At 63.8% G+C, this 18,720-nt stretch carries 19 protein-coding genes and 2 tRNA genes; 12 read left to right on the forward strand and 9 right to left on the reverse strand.

Going from position 1 to position 18,720, the window contains the following annotated elements; genetic code table 11:
• Nucleotides 1-138 precede the first annotated feature (138 nt).
• The 4 genes from I2488_RS02910 to I2488_RS02925 all read left to right on the forward strand — a co-directional run bounded on the left by I2488_RS02910 (nucleotide 139) and on the right by I2488_RS02925 (nucleotide 5,278).
• Entirely contained in the window at nucleotides 139-1,800 is a 1,662-nt protein-coding gene (locus I2488_RS02910) for a hypothetical protein (protein WP_343070971.1), read from the forward strand.
• A 2-nt stretch (nucleotides 1,801-1,802) separates the two neighbouring features.
• Nucleotides 1,803-2,699: a tyrosine recombinase gene (locus I2488_RS02915; RefSeq protein ID WP_343070972.1), complete on the forward strand. Its 897-nt coding sequence runs from the start codon at nucleotides 1,803-1,805 to the stop codon at nucleotides 2,697-2,699.
• A 32-nt stretch (nucleotides 2,700-2,731) separates the two neighbouring features.
• The gene (locus I2488_RS02920; protein WP_196274330.1) at nucleotides 2,732-3,676 is read left to right on the forward strand and encodes an acetyl-CoA carboxylase carboxyltransferase subunit alpha; all 945 of its coding nucleotides are present in this window, start codon (nucleotides 2,732-2,734) and stop codon (nucleotides 3,674-3,676) included.
• Nucleotides 3,677-3,796: 120 nt separating this feature from the next.
• Nucleotides 3,797-5,278, forward strand: a complete 1,482-nt coding sequence (locus I2488_RS02925; RefSeq protein WP_196274331.1) for a M48 family metalloprotease — start codon at nucleotides 3,797-3,799, stop codon at nucleotides 5,276-5,278.
• Between the two features lie 117 nt (nucleotides 5,279-5,395).
• On the opposite strand, the gene I2488_RS02930 is transcribed toward I2488_RS02925, so the two are convergent.
• Nucleotides 5,396-5,575: a Flp family type IVb pilin gene (locus tag I2488_RS02930; protein WP_196274332.1), complete on the reverse strand. Its 180-nt coding sequence runs from the start codon at nucleotides 5,573-5,575 to the stop codon at nucleotides 5,396-5,398.
• Nucleotides 5,576-5,681: 106 nt separating this feature from the next.
• Complete coding sequence (locus I2488_RS02935) at nucleotides 5,682-5,861, reverse strand: Flp family type IVb pilin (protein WP_196274333.1); 180 nt, start codon at nucleotides 5,859-5,861, stop codon at nucleotides 5,682-5,684.
• Between the two features lie 75 nt (nucleotides 5,862-5,936).
• On the opposite strand from I2488_RS02935, the gene I2488_RS02940 reads away from it, so the two are divergent.
• The 5 genes from I2488_RS02940 to I2488_RS02960 all read left to right on the forward strand — a co-directional run bounded on the left by I2488_RS02940 (nucleotide 5,937) and on the right by I2488_RS02960 (nucleotide 9,384).
• A complete protein-coding gene (locus I2488_RS02940; RefSeq protein WP_196274334.1) occupies nucleotides 5,937-6,386 on the forward strand; it encodes a (deoxy)nucleoside triphosphate pyrophosphohydrolase in 450 nt (149 codons plus the stop codon).
• Nucleotides 6,387-6,401: 15 nt separating this feature from the next.
• Nucleotides 6,402-6,478: transfer RNA gene (locus I2488_RS02945), tRNA-Arg, on the forward strand.
• Nucleotides 6,479-6,541: 63 nt separating this feature from the next.
• Nucleotides 6,542-6,618, forward strand: a tRNA-Arg gene (locus tag I2488_RS02950).
• Nucleotides 6,619-6,941: 323 nt separating this feature from the next.
• Entirely contained in the window at nucleotides 6,942-7,991 is a 1,050-nt protein-coding gene (gene pdhA / locus I2488_RS02955; protein WP_425492356.1) for a pyruvate dehydrogenase (acetyl-transferring) E1 component subunit alpha, read from the forward strand.
• Nucleotide 7,992: 1 nt separating this feature from the next.
• Nucleotides 7,993-9,384 carry a pyruvate dehydrogenase complex E1 component subunit beta gene (locus I2488_RS02960; protein ID WP_196274336.1) on the forward strand — a complete coding sequence of 464 codons (1,392 nt, stop codon included), beginning with the start codon at nucleotides 7,993-7,995 and terminating at the stop codon, nucleotides 9,382-9,384.
• 64 nt (nucleotides 9,385-9,448) lie between these two features.
• Here I2488_RS02960 and I2488_RS02965 read toward each other — a convergent pair whose 3' ends face one another.
• From I2488_RS02965 to I2488_RS02990, 6 genes are all read right to left on the reverse strand, one after another.
• Nucleotides 9,449-10,123: a TadE/TadG family type IV pilus assembly protein gene (locus tag I2488_RS02965; protein ID WP_196274337.1), complete on the reverse strand. Its 675-nt coding sequence runs from the start codon at nucleotides 10,121-10,123 to the stop codon at nucleotides 9,449-9,451.
• A complete protein-coding gene (locus tag I2488_RS02970) occupies nucleotides 10,120-10,713 on the reverse strand; it encodes a TadE/TadG family type IV pilus assembly protein (RefSeq protein WP_196274338.1) in 594 nt (197 codons plus the stop codon). The genes I2488_RS02965 and I2488_RS02970 overlap by 4 nt, the downstream gene beginning before the upstream one ends.
• The gene (locus I2488_RS02975) at nucleotides 10,710-12,518 is read right to left on the reverse strand and encodes a pilus assembly protein TadG-related protein (RefSeq protein WP_196274339.1); all 1,809 of its coding nucleotides are present in this window, start codon (nucleotides 12,516-12,518) and stop codon (nucleotides 10,710-10,712) included. Before I2488_RS02975 ends, I2488_RS02970 begins: the two co-directional genes overlap by 4 nt.
• A 259-nt stretch (nucleotides 12,519-12,777) precedes the next feature.
• On the reverse strand, nucleotides 12,778-13,230 hold the full coding sequence (locus tag I2488_RS02980) for a TadE/TadG family type IV pilus assembly protein (RefSeq protein WP_196274340.1): 453 nt from the start codon (nucleotides 13,228-13,230) through the stop codon (nucleotides 12,778-12,780).
• Nucleotides 13,227-13,649, reverse strand: a complete 423-nt coding sequence (locus tag I2488_RS02985) for a TadE/TadG family type IV pilus assembly protein (protein ID WP_214652185.1) — start codon at nucleotides 13,647-13,649, stop codon at nucleotides 13,227-13,229. Before I2488_RS02985 ends, I2488_RS02980 begins: the two co-directional genes overlap by 4 nt.
• A gap of 50 nt (nucleotides 13,650-13,699) precedes the next feature.
• Nucleotides 13,700-15,280 (reverse strand): pilus assembly protein TadG-related protein, encoded by a 1,581-nt coding sequence (locus tag I2488_RS02990; protein ID WP_196274342.1) that lies wholly within the window; start codon nucleotides 15,278-15,280, stop codon nucleotides 13,700-13,702.
• 339 nt (nucleotides 15,281-15,619) lie between these two features.
• On the opposite strand from I2488_RS02990, the gene I2488_RS02995 reads away from it, so the two are divergent.
• Together I2488_RS02995 and I2488_RS03000 are read left to right on the forward strand one after the other, a co-directional pair.
• Entirely contained in the window at nucleotides 15,620-16,063 is a 444-nt protein-coding gene (locus I2488_RS02995) for a hypothetical protein (RefSeq protein WP_196274343.1), read from the forward strand.
• 82 nt (nucleotides 16,064-16,145) lie between these two features.
• On the forward strand, nucleotides 16,146-16,619 hold the full coding sequence (locus I2488_RS03000; protein WP_196274344.1) for an EF-hand domain-containing protein: 474 nt from the start codon (nucleotides 16,146-16,148) through the stop codon (nucleotides 16,617-16,619).
• 3 nt (nucleotides 16,620-16,622) lie between these two features.
• Here I2488_RS03000 and trmFO read toward each other — a convergent pair whose 3' ends face one another.
• Nucleotides 16,623-17,990 (reverse strand): methylenetetrahydrofolate--tRNA-(uracil(54)-C(5))-methyltransferase (FADH(2)-oxidizing) TrmFO, encoded by a 1,368-nt coding sequence (gene trmFO, locus I2488_RS03005; RefSeq protein WP_196274345.1) that lies wholly within the window; start codon nucleotides 17,988-17,990, stop codon nucleotides 16,623-16,625.
• Between the two features lie 69 nt (nucleotides 17,991-18,059).
• Here trmFO and I2488_RS03010 point away from each other — a divergent pair, with 69 nt between their 5' ends.
• Complete coding sequence (locus I2488_RS03010) at nucleotides 18,060-18,719, forward strand: lysoplasmalogenase family protein (protein WP_196274346.1); 660 nt, start codon at nucleotides 18,060-18,062, stop codon at nucleotides 18,717-18,719.
• The last annotated feature ends 1 nt before the right edge of the window (nucleotide 18,720 follow it).

An 18,720-nucleotide genomic window follows, 5' to 3' on the forward strand; every position in this document is an offset into this window, starting at 1 on the left:
GGGTTTGACAATCCGCCCGCCCAGTCCAGGCCGGCTCCGCAGCGCAGCAATGCGCCAGCGCCTGCGCGAAGTGCCGCGCCCGCTGTTGCGCGACCGGCTGCGACGCAGGCGGCTACCCCTGCAGCCACGTCTTCGCCAGTGGTTCAGCCAATCCCCGATGCGGCTCCTGTCACCAGTGTTGGCGGCGGCGGCATCAGCGATCAGGCCTTGCTGGATTCGATCGATCCCGCGCTGCTGGCCAAGCTGATCGATTCCGCGCGGCCAAAGTCCGACATTCCGCCTGCCGGACGGCGCAGTCTCGACGTTGTCGGCGTGATCGACCAGCGCGATGGCGGCTTTCCTGCGGTATCGACGCATTATCTCAATGGCCCGTTCGTCGAAGGCGTGATCACGAAGATGCGCGGGCGGTTCGTCTCGCGTTGGGGCCACATCCTCGTCCGGCGCGCGCTCGCTAGCAGGCTGGCGACGCCGGTCGGCATGAACGGTGCGGACTGGGCGGCGATCCGGGCGCAGTTGCTGCTGCGCATGGGCGAAGCTGATGCCGCGCGCGCGATGGTGCAATCGGTCGACAGCGGCAATTTCACGCGCGGGTTGGAAGACGCGGCGATGGCGAGTTTCCTTGCCACCGCCGATCCGGTGGGCCTGTGCCCGATCACCGCGCTTACCGCAGCGGGCCGACCGGGCTGGGACTGGGAGCTTTCCCGCGCGATCTGCTCTTCGTTTGCCGACGAAGGTTCGAGCGCGATGGCGACGCTCGACAAGGCCTTGCGCCGTGGCACGGGCAGCAAGATCGATATTCTCCTCGCCCAGAAGTTTGCTGGCGCCGCAACCAATGCGCGGCGGGCGGTCAAGATCGAATGGGATGACGTTGAGGCCCTGACGCCGTGGAGCATCGGCCTGTCACTGGCGACAGGGCTTGAACCGCCGGAGGCGCTGCGGGCCAAGGCCGGGGCGCCTTATGCCTTGCTGGCAGCACGCGCGCCGATGCTGCCGCTGGCCTCGCGCGCAGCCGCTGCCGACGTTGCCGCGGCGAGGGGGGCATTGTCGTCCACGGCGATGATCGACCTCTATTCGCAACTCTACGCCTTGCGCGACGAGGAAGCCGCAGCAAGCGCCGAAGACGATTGGTCACGACGCGCCGAAACGCTGCGCACGGCCTACGTCGCGCCGGCCGAGGGCGATCGGCTCGATGCCATCCGGACCTTGTGGGGCGACGGCAACGACCCCGACCGCGCCTATGCAGGTCTCGTGCTGACATCGCACGCATCGGCGAGAATACTCCCGGCCGAGGAACTTGCCGACAGCGCGGCCCCGCTGATTTCCTCGATGCTCACCGCCGGCCTCGATCGGAATGCGATCAAGTGGGCACGCTTCTGCCCGGTTGGCAGCGAGGCTTGGGGATTGCTGGTACTCGCCAACCCCGGGCGGGCTGCACGGACCGGCGCAGAAGGCCTCAATGCCTTTGCCGACAACGACGATTCGACTGATTCGCTGCGCTCGCGCTTCCTGCTGGCGGGCATGATGGGGCTGGAGCGGGTCGATCCTGCCGCGGCACGCGATTTTGCCGGCAAGCTCGAAGTGGACTTCAATCGCCAGACGCGCTGGACCCGCGCCATTGATCAGGCAGCGGCTTCGAACAACCAGGCGCTGGTCGCCCTGCTTGCGGCTTTCGGGATGCAAGGGGACAACTGGACCCGTATGACCCCGCTGCACCTGTACCACATCGTCTTGGCGCTTCACCGCGTCGGGCTTGATGCCGAAGCGCGGATGATTGCCGCCGAAGCCGTCGCGCGCGTCTGAAGGTGAGCGCTGCGGAAGGCAAGGCGAAGGCCGAACCGGCAGTCGAGGACTTTCTGGCGATGCTCGCGGCGCAGCGCGGCGCCGCTGCCAATACTCTGGCGGCATACCGGCGCGATCTCATGGGCGCGGCGGAAGCAATCGGCCCGCTGGCCGCTGCCACGCGCGAAGACATAGCCCGTCTGGCGGGAGTTTTCGCCGATCTTGCCCCGTCCTCGCTGGCGCGAAAGTCGTCTGCACTGCGTCAGTTCTACGGCTTTCTCGTCGACGAAGGGGTGAGAGACGACGATCCTTCGGCAGCCTTGCCCCGTCCGCGCGCAAGGCGACCATTGCCCCGATTGCTCGACCACGATCAGGTCGGCGCGCTCTTCCGACAGGCAGAAGCCGATGCTGCAGAGGGCACGCCCGAAGGGGTGCGGATGCTGGCGCTGCTCGAACTGCTCTATGGTTCGGGCCTGCGCGCGACTGAATTGATGTCACTGCCGCTGGCGGCAGTGCCGCGCGATGCTCCGTTCCTGACGATCACCGGCAAGGGCGGCGTGCAGCGGATGGTCCCGGTTTCGGGGCGAGCGGTGAAGGCGCTGGCGGACTGGCTGGTCATGCGCGGGAAGGGCGGGCGCTTCGTCTTTCCCAGCCCGCGTGGCGGATACCTGTCACGGGTGCGCCTGTTCCAGCTGCTGCGCGACCTCGCGTTGCGTGCCGGGCTGGATCCGGAAAAAGTCAGCCCGCACGTATTGCGCCACGCCTTCGCCACGCATCTTCTCGAAGGCGGCGCAGATCTGCGCGTGTTGCAGACGCTGCTTGGCCATGCCGACATCGCGACCACGCAAATCTATACGCACGTCGATTCCGCGAGGCTCGTCGCGCTGGTCAACGAGCGCCATCCGCTTGCGCGCAGTTGACCAAATCGGCGCTCGCGCCTAGCGGAATGGCCATGATTTCCTACCTTGAATTCGAGAAGCCGGTCGCCGCGCTGGAAGCCCGCATCGCCGAACTGCGCCAGACGGCGCAGGGCGGAGACATCGACATCTCGTCCGAGATCCGCAGGCTCGAGAACAAGTCGGCCGAACTGCTCGCCAGCACCTACAAGGCGCTGACGCCCTGGCAGAAGACGCAGGTCGCGCGCCACCCGTCGCGTCCGCATTTCAAGGACTACGTGGAGAAGATCTTCACGGATTTCATGCCCTTGGGTGGCGACCGCCTCTATGGCGAAGATCAGGCCATCGTGGGCGGCTTCGCCAGGCTCGACGGTCGGCGCGTGATGCTGATCGGTCACGAGAAGGGCAACGACACGCAAAGCCGCATCCGCCACAACTTCGGCATGGGCAAGCCCGAGGGCTATCGCAAGGCCATCCGCCTGATGGAAATGGCCAGCCGATTCGGGCTGCCGGTGGTGACGCTGGTCGACACCTCCGGTGCCTTTCCGGGCGTCGAGGCCGAAGAGCGCGGTCAGGCCGAGGCGATTGCACGCTCGACAGAGGCCTGCCTTGCCTTGGGCGTACCCATGGTCGCGACGATCGTGGGTGAGGGCGGTTCCGGCGGCGCCGTGGCCCTTGCCAGTGCCGAGCGGGTACTGATGCTCGAACATGCCGTCTATTCGGTCATTTCGCCCGAAGGCTGCGCCTCGATCCTCTGGCGCACGGCAGAGAAGGCGGCTGACGCTGCCGAGGCGATGAAGGTTACGGCACAGGACCTGCTGGCCTTGGGCGTGATCGACCGCATCGTGCGCGAACCGGTGGGCGGTGCCCACCGCGATCCCGCGGCGACCTGTGCCGCTCTGGGCAAGGCGATTGGCGAGGAGCTTGATGCCCTGTCCGGTCGCCCCGCCGATGAACTGCGCAATCTCCGGGCAGAACGTTTCCTCCGCATCGGTGCATGATGGCCCGCGCCGTCTGGCGCTCGGGAACCGGATTTGCGACAAGACGGTTGTTGGACCAGTTCCCTGGCGGAGCCGGCGCGCTGCGCATGGCTGCCAGATCGCTGTCTTGGGGAGATCACGATGCCTTTTGCCCGCCGTTCGCGCGCGACGTTCCTGACCGTTTCGGTCCTGGCCATGTCGGCGCTTCCCGCCTGCGTCAGCCAGACCGGCAGTCCCGCTACCGCGCAGGGCACGGTCCAGACGATCAGCGCCGCTGACAAGAAGCAGGGCTCCGAAGCGCATCCGCAGCTGCTGCAGGAGTTCGGTGGCGCACTGACCGGGCCTCAGGCTACCTATGTCGAGACGGTCGGCAAGAACATCGCCGTGCAATCGGGCCTGAGCAACGCCCGTGGCGATTTCACCGTGACCCTGCTCAATTCGCCGGTGAACAATGCTTTCGCCATTCCCGGCGGCTACGTTTACGTCACGCGCCAGCTGGCGGCCCTGATGAATAACGAGGCCGAGCTTGCCGGCGTTCTCGGCCACGAAGTCGGCCACGTTGCGGCACGTCACGCGGCCAAGCGCCACAGCGCGGCCACGCGCAATTCGCTGCTTGGTGCCCTCGGCACAATTCTCTCTGGCGCATTGCTTGGAAACGGCGCGCTCGGGCAGATCGGGCAGCAGATTTTTTCGACCGGAAGCCAGCTGCTGACGCTGAAGTATTCGCGCGGACAGGAAACCGAAGCCGACAACCTCGGCATCACCTACCTGCAGCGCGCGGGATATGATCCGCGCGCCATGTCGACCGTGCTGCAGAGCCTGGCGAATCAGAATGCGCTCGACGCCAGCGTGAAGGGCACGACGAATCAGGTGCCCGAATGGGCCAGCACGCACCCGGATCCGGCTTCGCGCGTCCGCGCTGCGCTGTCGCGGGCGGGTTCGGCAACCGGAAAGACGAATCGCGATACGTTCCTCGCTGGCATCAACGGACTGACGTACGGCGACGATCCCGCCCAAGGCATCGTCGACGGTGCAAGCTTCGTGCATCCGGCATTGCGACTCGCCTTCCGTGCGCCCGACGGGTTCTATCTGGTGAACGGGACGCGCGCAGTCTCGATCTCGGGGCAGAGCGGCAAGGGCGAGTTCTCTACTGCCACCTACAGCGGCAATCTCGAAAGCTACGTCCGTTCCGTGTTCGCTGGCCTTTCGAGCCAGCAACAACTTGCACCGACAACGATCGAGCGGACCACTGTCAACGGCATTCCCGCCATGTATGGCGCGGCGCGCGTGAACAGCGGCAACGGACAGGTCGATGTCGTGGTGTTCGCCTACGAGTTCGGCCCGCAGCAGGCCTATCACTTCTCGACGATCAGCCAGGCAGGGCAGGCTTCGCAGTTCGATGCCATGTTCCGCTCGATCCGGCGGATCAGCGCGACAGAAGCTGCGGCAGTCAAGCCGCGCAAGCTTTCGGTGGTGACTGTAAAGTCGGGCGACACCGTGGCGTCGCTGGCAAAGCGCATGGCCTATACCGATCAGCCGTTGCAGCGCTTCCTGGTCCTCAATGCGCTCAACGCCAACAGCCGGCTTGTCCCGGGCCAGAAGGTCAAGCTTGTAGTATACTGAAGCTGCCATGGCGCAGGGGCAGCTCGCTCCTGCGCCAAGCGCACAAATGAAAGAGGCGACCGCATCGCGACCGCCTCTTCCTTTTAGATCGGCTGAAAAGCCGGTCAGCTGCCGCTATTAGGCGGTCGGGCTGGCCGAATCCATTTCGCCGGAAACGTTGTTGAAGGTGTTGCCCAGCGAGGTGCCCAGCGAGGTCATGGCGCCGATGGCAGCAACAGCAACGAGAGCAGCGATCAGGCCGTATTCGATCGCGGTTGCACCTTCGTTGTTGGCGAGCAGGTCACGGAAAAGCTTCATGTCGGTCTCCTAGAGTTGATTTGCTTCGTTCTTCCCGTCCCGCTCCATTTTTGTCCCCGGAGCGAGCATTCGTAGTCTTACTGATCAAAACCTAAGGACTGGTTAATCAGCCGTTGGTCTTCTCTTGGGTGTTTTCATTGACAGTGACGTACATGTTGTACATCGCTTCGCTGAAGTTCTTCATGCCGAACGTTGCGGCAAGACCGACCAGAGAGATCAGCAAGCCGTATTCGATGGCTGTAGCACCGCGATCATTGCGGAAGATCTTTCGAAGAAGGGTCTTCATTTTCTTTCCCAACGATTGCGGCGTAGGTTGGTCTACGATCGCATTCCTAAGAAAAGGTTGACGGGGCCGGCACGCATGGAAAGTTTCTCGACAGTCATGGTCGTGGTTGCCTTGGCCCTGATCGATGCCAAGGGCAGGGTGCTTGTGCAGCAACGTCCCGCAGACAAGCAGCATGGCGGGTTGTGGGAGTTCCCCGGCGGCAAAGTGGAAGCCGGCGAATCGTGCGAGCAGGCGATTGTAAGAGAAATCGACGAGGAGCTCGGGTTGACCGTGAAGGCTTCGGCGCTTTTTCCGATTTCCTTTGCAAATCAGGTTGCTTCACCGGGCGGACGATCGATCGTCCTCCTTCTGTATGGTGCCCGCGAGTGGTCGGGCGTAGCGGTCGCACTGGAGCCCGGATCGGCGGTTCTCTGGGTTGACGCACAACAGATGCTGGCGTTGCCCATGCCCCCTCTCGACGTTCCTCTGGCTCGTGCGATCATTCCTTTGCTTGAAGGGGTTGCCAAAGCTGAAACAGCCTCCTAAAGGCGCGTCTCCCAAGCACCCGTAGCTCAGCTGGATAGAGCATCAGACTACGAATCTGAGGGTCGGACGTTCGAATCGTTCCGGGTGCGCCACTTCCTTCGGGGAGTGATTCGGGAAAGGAATCGCACCCAGGTGCGTTCCGCATTTGTTGGTGAGCACCCGTAGCTCAGCTGGATAGAGCATCAGACTACGAATCTGAGGGTCGGACGTTCGAATCGTTCCGGGTGCGCCATCAACAGAATGAAGAAGAGGCCCGCCGCCGCGCGGGCCTTTTTCGTTTGCACTTCCACAATCCCTGCTGCGACCGCGAAGCGGAAACCGGATTGGTTCCCTGCATTTGCATAGGTATCCGTCAAAGGTTCGTTTCGTCCGAACGACGTTGCGAACGTCGCAAGCTAGGGTATAGGCTTTTCCGGTGTTCCGGACCCTACGGAACCCGAGGCTGCCAGAAGAGGAAACCCAGACTTGGCAAAGTCCCCGAGGCCCAGAGCCACTGCATCTGCCGCAAAACCTGCTGCGAGGCGCGCCGCGAAGCCCGCTGCCGCAGCCGAGCCGATCATCGCTTCCGACGTTGCCGAAGAAGCGGCCTTTGCCTTGCGCAGCCTTCAGCAGGCGCACGCGAACAACAAGCGCTATGACGCGAGCGACGAGGAACTGCTCAAGTTCTACGAGCAGATGGTGCTGATTCGCCGCTTCGAGGAAAAGGCCGGCCAGCTTTACGGTCTCGGCCTGATTGGCGGCTTCTGCCACCTCTACATCGGCCAGGAGGCCGTTGCCGTCGGTCTGCAGTCGGCGCTGAAGGAAGGGCACGACAGCGTCATTACCGGCTATCGCGATCATGGCCACATGCTCGCCTACGGCATCGATCCCAAGGTGATCATGGCCGAATTGACCGGACGCGGCGCGGGCATCTCGCGCGGCAAGGGCGGTTCGATGCACATGTTCAGCACCGACCACAAGTTCTACGGCGGTCACGGCATCGTCGGCGCGCAGGTGCCCCTCGGCGCGGGTCTGGCGTTCGCGCACAAGTACCGCAACGATGGCGGCGTGTGCATGGCCTACTTCGGCGATGGCGCTTCGAATCAGGGCCAGGTCTACGAAACCTTCAACATGGCCGCGTTGTGGAAGCTGCCGATCATCTTCGTGGTCGAGAACAACGGCTACGCCATGGGCACCGCCGTGAAGCGCGGCTCGGCCGAGACGCACTTCTACCGCCGCGGCACCGCGTTCCGCATTCCCGGCATGGACGTGAACGGCATGGACGTGCTGGAAGTCCGCCAGGCTGCCGAAGTTGCGCTCGAATATGTCCGCGCCGGCAACGGTCCGGTGCTGATGGAGCTCAAGACCTATCGCTATCGCGGCCATTCGATGTCGGACCCTGCAAAGTATCGCAGCCGCGAGGAAGTGCAGGAAATGCGCGACAACCACGATCCGATCGAAGGTGCCAAGGCGGAACTGCTCAAGCGCGGCGTGACCGAGGACAAGATCAAGGAAATCGACAAGCGCATTCGCCAGGTCGTCGCCGAATCGGCAGACTTCGCCGAGACATCGCCCGAGCCCGATGTGGCCGAGCTTTATACCGACGTACTGGTGGAGACCTATTGAGATGGCCATCGAACTGAAGATGCCCGCGCTCTCCCCGACGATGGAGGAGGGCACGCTTGCCAAGTGGCTGGTCAAGGCCGGCGACGAAGTGAAGTCCGGCGATATCCTCGCCGAGATCGAGACCGACAAGGCAACGATGGAATTCGAAGCGATCGACGAAGGCACGATCGGCGAAATCCTCGTGGCCGAAGGTACCGAAGGGGTGAAAGTCGGCACCGTGATCGCCACGATCAAGGGTGATGACGATGCCGCCGCACCGGCTCCCGCCGCTGCTGCTCCTGCCGTCGAACAGAAGGCCGCCGAGAGCGAGGCACCTGCCGGTCAGGACGCCAAGGCCAAGGCCGCCGCTGCGATCGCTCCGAAGAGCGATGCCAAGCCCGCCGCCGATCCCGAACTTCCCGCCGGCACGACCATGGTCCCGACCACGGTGCGCGAAGCTCTGCGCGATGCCATGGCGGAGGAAATGCGCTCTGACGATCGCGTCTTCGTGATGGGCGAGGAAGTGGCCGAGTACCAGGGCGCCTACAAGGTGACCCAGGGCCTGCTCGAAGAGTTCGGTCCGCAGCGCGTGATCGATACGCCAATCACCGAGTACGGTTTTGCCGGCATCGGTGCGGGCGCGGCCATGGGTGGCCTGCGTCCGGTCATCGAGTTCATGACGTTCAACTTCGCCATGCAGGCGATTGACCACATCATCAACTCGGCCGCCAAGACCAACTACATGTCCGGCGGCCAGATGCGCTGCCCGATCGTGTTCCGTGGTCCCAACGGCGCCGCCAGCCGCGTTGGTGCGCAGCACTCGCAGAACTATGGTCCGTGGTACGCCAGCGTTCCCGGCCTCGTCGTCATCGCGCCTTACGACAGCGCCGATGCCAAGGGCCTGCTCCGCGCCGCGATCCGCAGCGAGGACCCGGTCGTCTTCCTCGAGAACGAGCTGGTCTACGGCCGCACCTTCGACGTGCCGCAGATCGACGATTTCGTTCTGCCGATCGGCAAGGCGCGCATCGTCCGTCCGGGCAAGGACGTGACGATCGTGTCCTACTCGATCGGCGTCGGCTTCGCGCTCGAAGCCGCCGAGCAGCTTGCGGCCGAAGGCATTGACGCCGAAGTGATCGATCTGCGCACGCTGCGTCCGCTCGACAAGGAAACCGTGCTGGCCTCGCTCGCCAAGACCAACCGCATGGTCGTGGCCGAGGAAGGCTTCCCGGTCTGCTCGATCGCGTCGGAAATCATCGCCATCTGCATGGAAGAGGGCTTCGATCACCTCGACGCCCCGGTCCTGCGCGTGTGCGACGAGGACGTGCCGCTCCCTTACGCTGCCAACCTCGAGAAGCTCGCGCTGATCGATGCCGGCAAGATCGTCGCTGCGGTGCGCAAGGTCTGCTATCGCTGACCTGCATCGCGCATCTGCAATCAGGGAAGGGCGTCGGTGCATTCCGGCGCCCTTTCTTCATCGATCACGCGAAATCGTCGTAGACGTTGCAGCTTGCGACCGGATCGGGCGTGGCGGCATTGCGCTGGTAGATCTGGGAAAGATCGCGATCGCCGCGGACGTTGAAAGTCGCGGTCGTGCTGATGACCGTGTCCGGCACGAAGCGTGCGCTGACGATCGGCTGATAGGCGTACTCGATCTCGACGAAGATCACGGCGTCGTCTTCGGTCGCACTCACTTCCTCGCCCGCCGGGCCCATACCTGAAAGCGATCCGTCAAGTCCCGCGCCTTCGCCGCCATAGCTGGACTGGAAAGCGCGTTTGCCCTTGCAGCGCTGCCAGTGAATGTACTGCGTACCTTCCGTGCCGGGCACCACCTCTAGGCTGCTGATGATGACGCGGCCGTGCTTGAACAGGTCGAGCTTGCCGGACTGGACATTGGCACCCATCAGCAGGTCGTTGATGTCGCTCTCGTAGATCTTCAGGTTTTCGAGCATCGACACGTCGCCGATGCGCGAGCCGTTGTCCGCAAGCTGCATCGCCAGCTGGCTGACACGCATGTGCGTTATGGCAAGGTTGCCCAGTTCCGCACCCCACAGCCCGAGCGTCAGCACGAGCGGGGCGCCGAGCGCCAGTTCCACCGCCGCGACGCCCGATGCGTTCCCGCGCAGGCGAGCCAGCAGGTTTCGCCACCGGCTCATGCGCAGTTCCCCAGGCGCGCCTTGCTCTTCTGCGCATCATAGGGCTGGTTGCGCAGCACCGTGCTGGCGCTGTTGGTAACCGTGTCCCGCATCCCGATCAGTGAGGCCATCGGGAACTTGCGGCGGTAGGTCATGGTCGCAGTGTAGAGTACCGCATCGCGCGCGCCGCCAAGGCCGACGCTGCCACGGTCGCGGTCCCAGGTCCCGTTGCCGTTGGCGTCCTCGTAGGGTTCTCCCGCATCGCATGCGCCGTTGCCGTTCGCATCGGTGAAATCCTCGGCGACGCCGATGTCGGTGAAGTTCGCATAGGACTTGCGCGTGAACGCGATTGCCGCATCCGGAACGACGCGATGAACCTCGATCCTGACGGCGTCGTCGATGGTGGAAAGGTTGTCGCCAGCGCCTTCGACCGTGGAACTCCGCGCCGCGCGCTGCAGGGCGCCTTGGAGCATGGTGTTGGCATAGACGGTGAAGCCCATGTCGAAGAGCCCCATGAGGACAAGGATCAGGATCGGTGAAACCAGCGCGAATTCTACGGCGGTAGCGCCTTCGCGATCGGACCGGATGGACCGGGGCAGCTTGCGGGTCATTGCGCCAGCCTCAGGTCGCCGATGGAGCGTGCGATCTTGCGGAATGCGTCCTGCAGTTCGGTCGCGTTCTTCGCGCTGAAGTAGTGCCCGCTTCCTGCACACTCGGTCATGATCGGATTGAGGTCGGTGCCGAAGGCCACGAACCACACGGTCACGTTGCGCTTCTTCACTTCCTCGCAAACGAAGGAAAAGCGGTTTTCGATCGTCTGGGTCAGCGTGCGCGAGGAGGTCGGACTCCAGCGCCGCTGCGAGATCGGTTCCACGCCATAGGAACTGTAGCTGATGTCGAGCGAGGAGGTCTGCCCGTCGGTCAGGAAGATCAGGTGCCGACTTGTCCTCTGGCGCGAAGATACGTCGGCGTTCTCGCTGGCGAACAGGCCGTTCGGGGTGAGCAGGCGGGCCGCCCAGATCATGCCGATATCATGATAGGTGCTTCCAGCAGCGACCAGTCCGTCGACATAGGCGTCGTAATCGGTCTGGTTCCAGACCTGAAGCTTGCGCGCGGCAGTCGGGCAGGCGGCAAACCCGGCGACGCCTGGCGAAAGGAATTCGCTATTGGTCGAGACTTCCGCCGTGGTGAAGTTGCCCGTTCCATTCCACAGCCGTGCCCGCTCGTAGATGATCCCGGGATACATCGGTCGCCACTGCGTGTCGGGTTCGCCGGCGGTCGGCACCCGGTCGATGTCGAGATCGAGGGCGCGGGTCAGATCGACATTGTCGTAGTCGTCGATTTCGTAGGTCGAGCGCTCCTCGATGCAGCCGTTCGAAGCGGTGCGCCAGTCGCTCGTATCGCGCACGACATCCTTGTAGAGCCAGGTGCTTCCGCTCGCCAGGGAAGGCTCGGTGATGTACTTGTACGTGTCGACGTAGCTTGCATAGGTCGTGGTCGACAGCGTGCAGGTCGAGCCTGAGAGGCTTACCGAGTAGGTGTCCCCGTTGCGCGTGCGGTTGTAGGTATAGGTTGTCCGGGTGCCATCCGGATTGGTGACTGCCGCCGTCGTTGTCGACACCAGCTGGGTCGATGTTGTCAGCGTATTCGCCGGCCTTGCGCAGGTATAGCTTCCGTTCGAGAGCGTTGCCTCGAAGGTGGAGTTTGCCGTGAAATAGGTGCCCGAGACCGGCGATACCGCACTGTAGTATCCGTAAAGCCCGCCGCTGCCGCTCGTGCCGGTGAGGGTCCTCGAGGGATAGCTCCACTGCGGGACGACCCATTCATCCTTGAGCAAAGCGCCGACATTGACGTTGGTGGAGTATGGGACGAAGCCGTAGCGAATGCGGCTCTGCGGTTGGCGCGTGGCTTCCATCGTCGCGAAGAAGCCTTTGACCACCGACTTGAGCACCAAGATCTTGGGCGCAGTGTCATCGGGATTGCTCTCTGCCATCGAACCGGTCACGTCGAGCGCCATCACGATGTCGGTGTTCGGCACGGAAAGCTCGGCGCGGCAGCTGACCGAGATGTTTATCTCGTCCTTGCCGAAGATCTGCATGATGTCGGTGGGGAGGATCACCGAGGCCACGCCGCCGACCGACTGGTCGTCCTCCAGCGTCATGGTGAAAGTGCGATCGACCGAATTGTAGATGCCGTCGGCAAAGTTGGCGTTGAAGAAACGCGTGCCTTTTTCGACGACCGTCGCGCCATCGACGTCCGGATCGAAGCCGGCAATCGCGCCGAGTTCCTTTCGCGCTCCCAGTACGCCTGCGTCACACGCCTGCTGCAGGCGGGATTCGACAAGGTATGCCCGCCCCATGTCGATGCTCGATCCGACCAGCGCAAGCAGTGGCAAAAGCGAGAAAGCGAGGATCACCAGGGCATTGCCGGAATTGTCTCTGGCAAGCAGGCAGAGGCAGTTCACGGCGCGACGCAATCGCGTGTGCTTCAGCGAACTGCCGTATTCTTGATCCGCACCGGAAGACATGAGTGCCTACCTACGCGAAAACCCCTAATATCTTGGAAAAGGATTATCGTGAAAAATTCACTTATGTCATCGCCCCGATATGGTTCTGATACATTCAGCGCCGTCCGGACAAGGCTGTTATACTCGGCAATCCGAAGAACGGTCTTGCTCAGGTCTTGGGCATCAGGAACAGGGGTTGCGCATAGGTGATCGGGAATTCATCGACCCCGATGAACGCCAGTACAGTGGGCACGCTATAGGTCATGCTGACCCGCTTTTCGATTGTGCCGGTCACCCGAGGCGTTGCGATGCTGGTGACGCTTATGGCGAGGCGTGAGCTTTCGAGGCCATAAGGGTTCTTGATCGCGATCGAGCGCAAATAATAGCGGATCTGGTCGTTGGTGAGTTCGTTGCCGGTCTGGTAATTGACGGTCGCATAGCGGACCACATCCGACGCAATCGAGCGCATCGCATTGTAGTTCTGCATGCCGATGCCGATCTGGAACACGCCCAGCATGAGCGCCATGACGGTAGGCGCGAGCAAGGCGAACTCGGTTACCACCGAACCGTCCTTCTGCCGCAGCACTCGGCAGATCAGGCCACGAACGTGCCCGCCGGTCATGCCTTGGTCCTCTGCCCGTAAAGGATGTAGCGATTGACCCGCAGCGCAATCGTCGAGCCGACCCCGAATTCCGTCCAGATCGGCACGTAGTTGTCGGTCAGCGTGACCTGCACGTAGCGGGAAACGTTGTCGCCCGTCGCGCAGGTGCTTTCCAGCGCGACATAGGACCCCGACGAATTGCAGCGGTACGCTGCGGCAACGGCCACCTTGCTGGCGTCGAGGCCAGTGGTGGTCGAAACGACGTTCTTGAGCGTGGTCAGATCGTCGGTCGTATCGGGATCGGTGGCCAGTGCGATCGATTCCGCCACCGTCATCGCGCTCTGCAGCTCGCTCTGCCGAGCCACGAGCGTGCTAACCTGGTAGGCGCCAAGGCTGAACAGGACCATGATTGGCGCGATTATGGCCGTCTCCACGGCCATGGCGCCGCCACGATCCCTCAGCAGCCGAGCAAGGAGAGCGGAAGCGGCGATCATACGACCAGCTTCACCTTGCTGACTTCCCTGGCGACGATGGTGTCTTCGGTCATGCCGGGAGGACAGAATGTGGACATGTTCGCCGTGCCGGTGATGGTGATCGTGTTGGCGGCGATCATCAGGCACTGGCTGGTGACCGTGGCGGTGCCGGTGAAGTCCATGGCGCTGTTCGGCAGATAGATCGTGCCGTTGAGGACGGTGTAGGCATCGCCGTTGATCAGGCTGCGGCTGGTGCCGGTAGAACTGCGGTCCTCGAACACCAGCATCCCGGCCAGCGCATTGGCATCGGTCTGCGATACGCCGCGCGCGACCAGTTCGGAGGCCTGGATGGCCGTGAGGTTGATGTTCGAACCGCCGTTGATCTTGATGTAGGCTCCGTTCTTCAGCACGAACATCACGCCGCTGCCGACAACCGCATACTGCCCGCTGACCTCCACGCCGCCGCCGTCGATGATGTAGACGCCGGGGGCGAAGGTGGTCGCGCAGGACACCTTGATGCCGCCGGTGTAGGTGCCGGGCTGTGCCGATGCCAGATCCGCGGTGCTCGTCTTGCTGAGGTTGGACAGCGTAGTGGCGACCACGGTCTCCATCTTTTCCCAGACAGTGTTGTTGCCCGAGCCGTTGTTGGTCTGCGTCCAGGTGGTGGTCGTCGTGTAGGTAGTGCCCGCGACAGTGGTGTTATCGACGATCACGTAGCTTTCGGTGCTTGTCGTCGTGTAATCCTTGTTGGAGTTCCTGACGCCGGTGACCTGGGTGGTGGCAGTCTGCCAGGTGGCGCCCTTCCAGTACGTGTAGGTGACCGTAGTCTTCTTGCTCCGGTCCGCGCGGGTGGTGGTCGTTCCTTTCACGCAATAGTAGCTGCGCGCTGTCTGGCTCTCCACGGGGTTGGGCGGTGAGACATTGGCGTAAGGATCGAACAGGCCTTCGAGGTAATCATGGACCTCGTCATCGGTATGCAGGTTGAACCAGTCGTCGATGCCGCCGCGGGAAAGCACCCAACCCGCGTCGATATCGGGTGTGCCGTTGACGAGAATCGATGACTCCGACGTGGAAAGGGCGGCAATGCCGCACTTGGCCTTGAGCACCGAGGTGCCGCCGATGGTGACCGCGCCGCTTTCATCCTCGTCCAGCGCCAGCAGGCAAGAGGTGAACGAGGTGCCTGCTGTGAAAGCAGCCTGCGCAGAGGCGGTGACAGTGGTGCCCTTGCCGGTCAGGAAGCTTGAGAACGGCAGCGTATCGCGAACAGCCGCGCTGACCGAGACGCTGTTGTTGCTGCCGCCCGCATAGCTCGAGAGCGTGACGGTCGGGGTGGCCACGGTGATGTCCGCCACCGTCGAGATATTGGCGTTGAATTCCTGCAGCGCGCGGGCCGAATAGTTGGCGCGGGTGGCGCTTTGCGTGCGGGCCCAGGCGCCGGCCAGCGCCGCCTGATCGACCGCGAACTGCAACTCGCGCTTCCACATGTACCATTGTGCGGTATCGACCGCGAAGCCGGCGCCGCCGATGAAGGCCGGCATGCCAAGCGCAAGCAGCAAGGTTGCGTTGCCGCCGGTGTGGCGGGCAAGGCGCTTGCACAAGTCGCGTAGCCTCGAGAGTGGTCGAAATGCTGAGAGCATGCTGCTACCGTCTGTTCACCCTGTCGGCGGTTGCCGATGCCGATCCCCGCGACTCGTTCAATAATTTGTCGTGGTAAGTTCATCTTGAAGCCATGTGGTTGACGGCCCGTTAAATATTACGGGAATTGCGAAAGTTCGTTGTTAATGTCGGAGTTACCATCGGGAGCCGCGGAAAACCTTGATCCCGCCCGCCGGATTGCCTTGGCCTATGCCCCGGCGCGGGCGCGGCCCGCATGGCTGGCTCTGTTCATGTTTCAGCAGAAACTTGCCGAAACAGCGCGTCCCGGACGTGAACCACTGATGGTGCAGCTGCGCCTGTCATGGTGGCGGGACCGGCTGAACGAGCAGGGCGATGCCTGGCCGGTCAGCGAGCCGGTGCTCTCTGCGCTCAAGGCTTGGGACGGCGAACATGGCAGGCTGGTCGAACTCGTCGACGGTTGGGAAGCCAGCGTCCTCGCCGAAGATGATGGCCGCGCCGATTGCGAGGAGTTCGTCTCCGCGCAGGTCTCGGCTTACGTGGCACTGGCCGAGGTCCTTGGCGTTCGCGATACCAGTGCGGTTCGTGCAACTGCCGAGTTTCTGGCCGGTAGCCGGGGTGACCATCGGCGGGCAGGCGCGGTGCCCCGGCCGATGCGTCCGCTCGCCGTCCTTGCCGCCATGCAGCGTAGTGTCGACCGCGAAGGCGGCTCGAGGCCGGTGGCGGACATGCTCGCAGTGATCCGGGCCGGGCTGCTCGGCTTCTGATTTCCTGCCAAACCGGCAGCATCTGCCGCTGCACCTCGCCGCGCTGCCGCACTACACCGGCAGGGACGGAAGGACAGGTGCGATGGTTCGTGGTTTGCTGGGAGGACTGGCAGCGCTGATGCTCTGCGCGGCGGGCATTTTCTGGTGGCAGGGCAGGGCGGCGACGATCAACGGGGCTGCGCCACCGCTCGCCCTGGATGAAGCCGCCACCGATGAGCCCGAAGAACTGCCGACGGCGGATGTCGACGGACTGGTCGGCGTCGCCCCGCCCGAGGCGACCGTGGTGGGCAAGGAGACCCGCCGCTTCAACCTTGTAGACAAGGACCGCGACAACCGCATCAGCCGCACCGAGATGCTTAGCCAGCGGGCAAAGGCCTTCCGCAAGCTCGACAAGGACGGCAACAACCTGCTGACGTTCGAGGAGTGGGCCTTTGCCACGGTCGACAAGTTCAAGGCGGCCGACGGCAACGGCGACCTGTACCTGACGCGGGAGGAATTCGCGACGACCCGGCCCAAGGACAAGCCCAAGGCCAAGCAGAAGTGCTCGTGCAAGTAGCGCTCAGGGCAGGGTGGAGGCCCAGCTCGTGAAGTCTGCCTTCGCGCGTTCGGTATAGGCCTCCTTGCGGACCTTCTTCTTCACCTCGGGCAGCGGCGGGAACAAGCCGAAGTTGACGTTCATCGGCTGAAAGCTCTCCGCATCGGCATCGCCGGTGATGTGCGCCAGCAGCGCGCCCAAGGCGGTGGTGCGGGGCGGCGGTGTCCAGTCACGGCCGGTGATCTGCGCTGCCGCCATTAGCCCGGCGAGGAGGCCCACCGAGCCGCTTTCGACATAGCCTTCGCAACCGGTGATCTGTCCGGCAAAGCGGATGTGCGGTGCCGCCTTCAGCCGCAACTGACGGTCAAGCAGCGTCGGCGAATTGAGGAAGGTGTTGCGGTGCAAGCCGCCGAGCCGGGCGAATTCGGCGTTCTCGAGCCCCGGTATGGTGCGGAAGACGCGGACCTGTTCGGCATGCTTCAGCTTGGTCTGGAAGCCGACCATGTTCCACAAGGTGCCGAGCTTGTTGTCCTGCCGCAATTGCACCACGGCATAGGGCCAGCGCCCGTTGGGATGCTCTGCCGTGGCCCAGTGCGGGTTGTCGAGGCCGACCGGCTTCATCGGGCCGAAGCGCAAGGTCTCTTCGCCGCGCGCGGCCATGACCTCGATCGGCATGCAGCCGTCGAAATAGGGGGTATTGGCCTCCCATTCCTTGAACTCGGTCTTCTCGCCGGCCAGCAACTCCTCGCGAAAGGCGAGGTACTGGTCCCGCGTCATCGGGCAGTTGATGTAGTCGCGCCCGTCGCCGCCCAGCGCCAGCGAGGCTTCCGCGCCCTTGTCCCAGCGCGAGGCCATCCACGCGACGTCCATGTCGATGGAGTCGCGATAGACGATCGGGGCGATCGCATCGAAGAAGGCGAGGCTGTCCGCCCCGGTCGCCTTGCCGATGCTCTCGGCCAGCAGCGGAGCGGTCAGCGGCCCGGTGGCGACGATGGTCAGGCCATCGGTCGGCAGCACGTCGACCCTCTCGCGCACGATTTGCAGCGTGGGCTGGGCGCGCAGGGCGGCTTCGACCTCTGCCGAGAACACGTCGCGATCCACCGCCAGGGCGGACCCTGCGGGAACGCGCGCCTTCGCGGCCGCTGCCATCAGCAGGCTGTCGCACTTGCGCATCTCGTGGTGGAGGAGGCCCACCGCATTCTTCTCGTCATCGTCCGAACGGAACGAATTGGAGCAGACCAGTTCGGCAAGGCCATCGCCGTTATGGGCGGGGGTGGTATCGCCGCTGCCGCGCATTTCCGACAGGCGCACATGGATGCCGCGACGTGCCAGTTGCCACGCCGCTTCGCTTCCGGCCATGCCGCCGCCGATGATATGGACCTGATGCGTCATGCGCTTGCCCTTGGCATTGCCGCGCCGCTGCGGCAAGACCGTCCGCAGGGCAAAGGGAGAAGACGCCGGGTGCCGGGACGCGCATTGATCGAGAAACGGCCTTGGCTGGTTGCCAGTCTCATTGCCGGAACGAGTTACTGGCTTGCCGCAAAGGGGCAGGTGCCGGGCCTTTGGCTGATACTGTGGAAAGGCGCGGGCGTTGGCCTGCTGGCCGCCTATGCCTGGGCGCATCATCCCTCGCGCAGTGCCCACCTGCTGGCGCTGGTCATGGCACTGGGCGCGATTGGCGACATGGTGCTTGAAGTGGACTTCACCGGCGGTGCCGCTGCATTCTTCGCAGGCCACATTGCCGCGATCGCGCTCTATCTCCGCCACCCCCGCGCCAGCCTTTCGGTGCTGGACAAGGCCGTGGCGGTGGCATCCGTCATTGGCGTCCCGGCGCTTTCATGGGCGCTGTCGGGGCGCGCGGATGTTGCCAGCTATGCGCTGCTGCTCGGCGGCATGGCGACGGCGGCCTTTGCCAGCGATTTCCCGCGTCGCCGGGTGGCGCTGGGCGCCGCCATGTTCGTCGTGTCCGATCTGCTGATCTTCGCGCGCATGGGACCGCTGGCGCAGAGCGCCATTCCGGACCTGCTGATCTGGCCGCTCTACTACTTCGGCCAGTTCCTGATCTGCACCGGCGTGATCGCCACGCTGCGGGGGAGGGGCGAGTTCTCCGCCGCCCGGTAAG

Origin of the sequence: Novosphingobium jiangmenense, assembly GCF_015694345.1 — a bacterium.
Classification (GTDB): domain Bacteria; phylum Pseudomonadota; class Alphaproteobacteria; order Sphingomonadales; family Sphingomonadaceae; genus Novosphingobium; species Novosphingobium jiangmenense.

Excerpts from the sequence above, each read along its gene's own strand:
- I2488_RS02925 (WP_196274331.1), top strand. The coding sequence starts at position 3,797 with ATGCCTTTTGCCCGCCGTTCGCGCGCGACGTTCCTGACCGTTTCGGTC.
- I2488_RS02965 (WP_196274337.1), bottom strand. The coding sequence starts at position 10,123 with ATGAGCCGGTGGCGAAACCTGCTGGCTCGCCTGCGCGGGAACGCATCG.
- I2488_RS02995 (WP_196274343.1), top strand. The coding sequence starts at position 15,620 with ATGGTGCAGCTGCGCCTGTCATGGTGGCGGGACCGGCTGAACGAGCAG.
- I2488_RS02940 (WP_196274334.1), top strand. The coding sequence starts at position 5,937 with ATGGAAAGTTTCTCGACAGTCATGGTCGTGGTTGCCTTGGCCCTGATC.
- I2488_RS02985 (WP_214652185.1), bottom strand. The coding sequence starts at position 13,649 with ATGGCCGTGGAGACGGCCATAATCGCGCCAATCATGGTCCTGTTCAGC.
- I2488_RS03000 (WP_196274344.1), top strand. The coding sequence starts at position 16,146 with ATGGTTCGTGGTTTGCTGGGAGGACTGGCAGCGCTGATGCTCTGCGCG.
- I2488_RS02980 (WP_196274340.1), bottom strand. The coding sequence starts at position 13,230 with ATGACCGGCGGGCACGTTCGTGGCCTGATCTGCCGAGTGCTGCGGCAG.
- I2488_RS02960 (WP_196274336.1), top strand. The coding sequence starts at position 7,993 with ATGGCCATCGAACTGAAGATGCCCGCGCTCTCCCCGACGATGGAGGAG.
- I2488_RS02930 (WP_196274332.1), bottom strand. The coding sequence starts at position 5,575 with ATGAAGCTTTTCCGTGACCTGCTCGCCAACAACGAAGGTGCAACCGCG.
- I2488_RS02920 (WP_196274330.1), top strand. The coding sequence starts at position 2,732 with ATGATTTCCTACCTTGAATTCGAGAAGCCGGTCGCCGCGCTGGAAGCC.
- I2488_RS02935 (WP_196274333.1), bottom strand. The coding sequence starts at position 5,861 with ATGAAGACCCTTCTTCGAAAGATCTTCCGCAATGATCGCGGTGCTACA.
- I2488_RS02970 (WP_196274338.1), bottom strand. The coding sequence starts at position 10,713 with ATGACCCGCAAGCTGCCCCGGTCCATCCGGTCCGATCGCGAAGGCGCT.
- trmFO (WP_196274345.1), bottom strand. The coding sequence starts at position 17,990 with ATGACGCATCAGGTCCATATCATCGGCGGCGGCATGGCCGGAAGCGAA.